The following is a 3,250-nucleotide window of genomic DNA, read 5'->3' as shown; positions in this document are numbered from 1 at the left end:
CGGTCCGGGACCTGCGGAAAAAAGGCATCGATCCGCTGGTCGCCATCGGACGGCCCTGCGCCCGCAGGCCTTATGACTTCCGGCTACCTCCTGAAGACAGGGAACCGCGCCGGATCACCGAACCCTGGCGGCTTGCCATGAAGGACAGGCTGGAAACTACAGAAGCCGGAGATATTTACAGACTACGAAAACAGACCGTGGAGCCGGTCTTTGGAATTATCAAAAGCATCATGGGGTTCAGAAGATTCAGTCTGCGCAGCCTTGCAAAAGTCACGACCGAATGGACACTCGTCGCTCTCGCATACAACTGCAAAAGAATGGCACGGCTTCACGCAGCATAAGCCGGGTCAGCCTCGGCGTTATCAGCCGCAAAATGCCCAACCCGACAGGCTGCTAGAGAGTTTCCTGGCTTTCGTTGCATCCTGTGACCTCAAAGAGGTCCGCATCTGGGGCAATGGTGCCGCATTGACAATATGTTGCTGTCCGAACTGTACCGCCGCCTCAAGGTGCGCGTGTCGTGGCAGTTCTTCAATGACCGTTGCTTCCGACTATTCACTCTCTGATGGCCACCTGAAAGAGATCGAGAATATCTTCGAGTGCGAAGATTCCATTAAGATTCATCCTGGCAGCTTCCGATAGTTTTGGAATGGCACGTTCGAAGATTGCCAGATTGATCTCCTCATTCAATCGGGAGGGATAGAGAATACCGTCAGGTTTGGCAGGATGGTTATGGAGTGCGAGTGACCATTGGCGCGCGGGACGCTGGTCCGACCCGCCGACTACATCGCTGGGAATGCCCATCCTTAAGGGATTGTCGCTCCGCAGATCGACAACCCGCAAATCAGTGACCACCACGATCTCCGCATAATCACGGTCGGTGATTTCCTGCTCGGCGAGCAGAAGCTCTCCGATTACGCCATCACGACTGTCGCGCAGGATGGCTTCCACGAAACAAACCTTCAGGGTGCTGCCGACATAAAGAACCCCAAACCGCTCAGGTGGCGGCAGATCCCTAGGATCGCTGAACCGGCTCTCGTTCTTGCCGAAACCCAGAGTGTCCGAAAACCGCCGCAACAGGATGCGCCCATAACGGGTACCGGCTGGTACTGTTGTCACAACGAGGTCAGCTTGGTCGAAGTTGCTGGGGGGTAGGCTTGCGGACGACATTTACGCGAAGGTGCCCTCGGCGATACTGGCCGCGACCGAGAGGACGCGTTTATCTTCTCCTTTCTCTAAGGCCGCGATTGCAGTCCGTCCTTCGAGTTCAGGGTGCTTTTGGGTGAGGAACCGGTAAATGGTCCACGGACTGTCGCCAAGCGCGGTAAACAGGTTCGGGATGATAGCGAACGGACGACCGTCGCGATCGAGTTGCCAGGCCGGGTAACGACAACCGCGTGTCGGGCCTTCGAGGCCGATCAGCTGGCGAGCGTGCCGACGGGCATTCACCGTGACACGGGTTGTTCCCATGCGCCGCGCCAGTTCTTCCGCCGTCACCATATCCTCATGGGCAAGAATGCTGGCGGCCAGCGCCTCGCCACGCGCCTTCGCGCGCGCCAGACCGCTACCGGACGTGCGCTCCGCCGCCTGTGTGCCTGCAATGTCCTGATTCTCTGGAGGATGCACAATCCGGACTGTACCTTCGGGCGTGACTTCGACTGAAAAGCGGACGCCACGTCCTGTTTTCCGGGTCTCCGCCAGCGCGTGGCCGAGATTTTCGATCACAGAGCGTGCTGTTCCCACCTGTCTGGCGACAGATGTCAGCGCAGTGCGTCCGACAGGAATGGAAACGGGTTGCACGCCGCGTGCGCTGAGAACCACAGTGCCGCTACGCGTTTTCGCCGCAAGACGGCGCGATTTTGTGGTGAAAGAGGATGCAGTTGCTCGGGGCATGGTGTATCTCCTGCCGTATCCTCCTCATTTTCGATAAATCTGTCAAGCCCGATAAGTTCGTAAAGGTATGGCGTTTAACGTCATGCTTTCATGACCTGTTAGCAGCCTGTCAGTTGTCCAGAATTTCCAGGGCTGGAAGGTTCTTCACAATCTTCATGGTTTCCAGGCTGATCGTGATGACACGCAGGAACAGGTCCAGCGGATAGCGGGGGTCGTTCATGGTTTCGATGGCCCAGTTATTGGCATCGTTGACGATACCGCTGGCCTTGTCGGTTTTCACGCATTGACGTTCCACGACCCAATCGAGGGCAGGCTTGCCGTTCACCACGTAGTCGTAGGCTTCCAGAGGGATACCTGTGATAGTGATGCGGTCATTGTAATGCAGGATGGTTTTGTTCTTGCCCTTGCCGTATTTCATCTGTGTCACCCGATAGTTGTCGGGTGACAGTGATCCTTTGCCGTAGTCAATCTCCACGCCTTCATAGATGGGCTGGCTATCAAAATTTACGTGCATTTCGCCCAACCTGCGACCAGCATCCGAGAAGGCTTTGAAGGCTTCATATGTCTTCATGCGGGGAATGCGGGGCAGTTCCTTTCGCAAGGTATCTGCGTAGCGTTCCCGGTATTCGGGCGAATGCAGAAGGCCATAGACATAATAGAACAAGTCTGCCTTGCTGAGTTCCTTGTCCGGATAAGCATCCTGAAAGTGCTTCAATCCCTCATCTGTGATGGTTTCGCGTCGTACAAGACGTGGTTGAGAAGGTGTCTGTTCAAATAGACTGCCCTGGGAAGTGTTCATTGGCTGTCCTCCGTTTCGTAAAGAAACATCGGAAAGCATTGGCCCCCGTGTAGAAGGTGCAGGTCCGGAGTGCAGGATATCATCATTGTTGAGAAAGGCCGGTCTTCTCCCGGACTGGCTATGCAAATAACAAGATTCCTCTCTTGTACTTCTGTTGTTGATCGAGTATAATTGTCCTGTCCTGTCCTGTCCTGTCCTGTCCTGTCCTGTCCTGTCCTGTCCTGTCCTGTCCTGTCCTGTCCTTCTTCATATAAATATTCAGAAAAGCATTGTGTTCCGCCATCACTTTGCAAATATGGGACAGATTTGCTCATGAGTACAAACTGACTGTCATCGTGCTGGCGTTGCTTAATCATAATTACTCTATTATCCGCCTTAGCGTCAGGAAACAGTCGAGGCATTTGATAGACCATCTCGTTCAGGCGTCTGTTGAAATAGAGCCATTGGAACGTGAATGGTCTGTAAATGCCCTGTGTAAGTGTCTGACCGAAAATGAGTTGAGTGATTTCAGTGGATTATGATTCATGGGTTTGCGATAACCTGATGAGATCAAGATGGCCT

General features: G+C 54.2%; 5 protein-coding genes. 1 reads left to right on the top strand and 4 read right to left on the bottom strand.

The genetic code is table 11. The annotated features are described in order from the left end of the window. On the top strand, positions 1-341 hold a 341-nt coding region (locus GEU01_RS27140), incomplete at its 5' end, for a transposase (RefSeq protein WP_019087517.1). Positions 342-552: 211 nt separating this feature from the next. On the opposite strand, the gene GEU01_RS20415 is transcribed toward GEU01_RS27140, so the two are convergent. The 4 genes from GEU01_RS20415 to GEU01_RS27660 all read right to left on the bottom strand — a co-directional run bounded on the left by GEU01_RS20415 (position 553) and on the right by GEU01_RS27660 (position 3,156). Beyond that, positions 553-1,167 (bottom strand): RES family NAD+ phosphorylase, encoded by a 615-nt coding sequence (locus GEU01_RS20415; RefSeq protein ID WP_019087516.1) that lies wholly within the window; start codon positions 1,165-1,167, stop codon positions 553-555. Beyond that, positions 1,168-1,890: a hypothetical protein gene (locus tag GEU01_RS20410; RefSeq protein WP_232272648.1), complete on the bottom strand. Its 723-nt coding sequence runs from the start codon at positions 1,888-1,890 to the stop codon at positions 1,168-1,170. A 109-nt stretch (positions 1,891-1,999) separates the two neighbouring features. Further along, positions 2,000-2,689: a type ISP restriction/modification enzyme gene (locus GEU01_RS20405; RefSeq protein WP_081500044.1), complete on the bottom strand. Its 690-nt coding sequence runs from the start codon at positions 2,687-2,689 to the stop codon at positions 2,000-2,002. After that, a complete protein-coding gene (locus GEU01_RS27660) occupies positions 2,686-3,156 on the bottom strand; it encodes a type ISP restriction/modification enzyme (protein WP_408734724.1) in 471 nt (156 codons plus the stop codon). Before GEU01_RS27660 ends, GEU01_RS20405 begins: the two co-directional genes overlap by 4 nt. Positions 3,157-3,250: the final 94 nt, after the last annotated feature.

Origin of the sequence: Komagataeibacter europaeus LMG 18890 (assembly GCF_000285295.1) — a bacterium.
GTDB lineage: Bacteria > Pseudomonadota > Alphaproteobacteria > Acetobacterales > Acetobacteraceae > Komagataeibacter > Komagataeibacter europaeus.
This window is presented reverse-complemented; position numbering and strand designations above follow the sequence as displayed.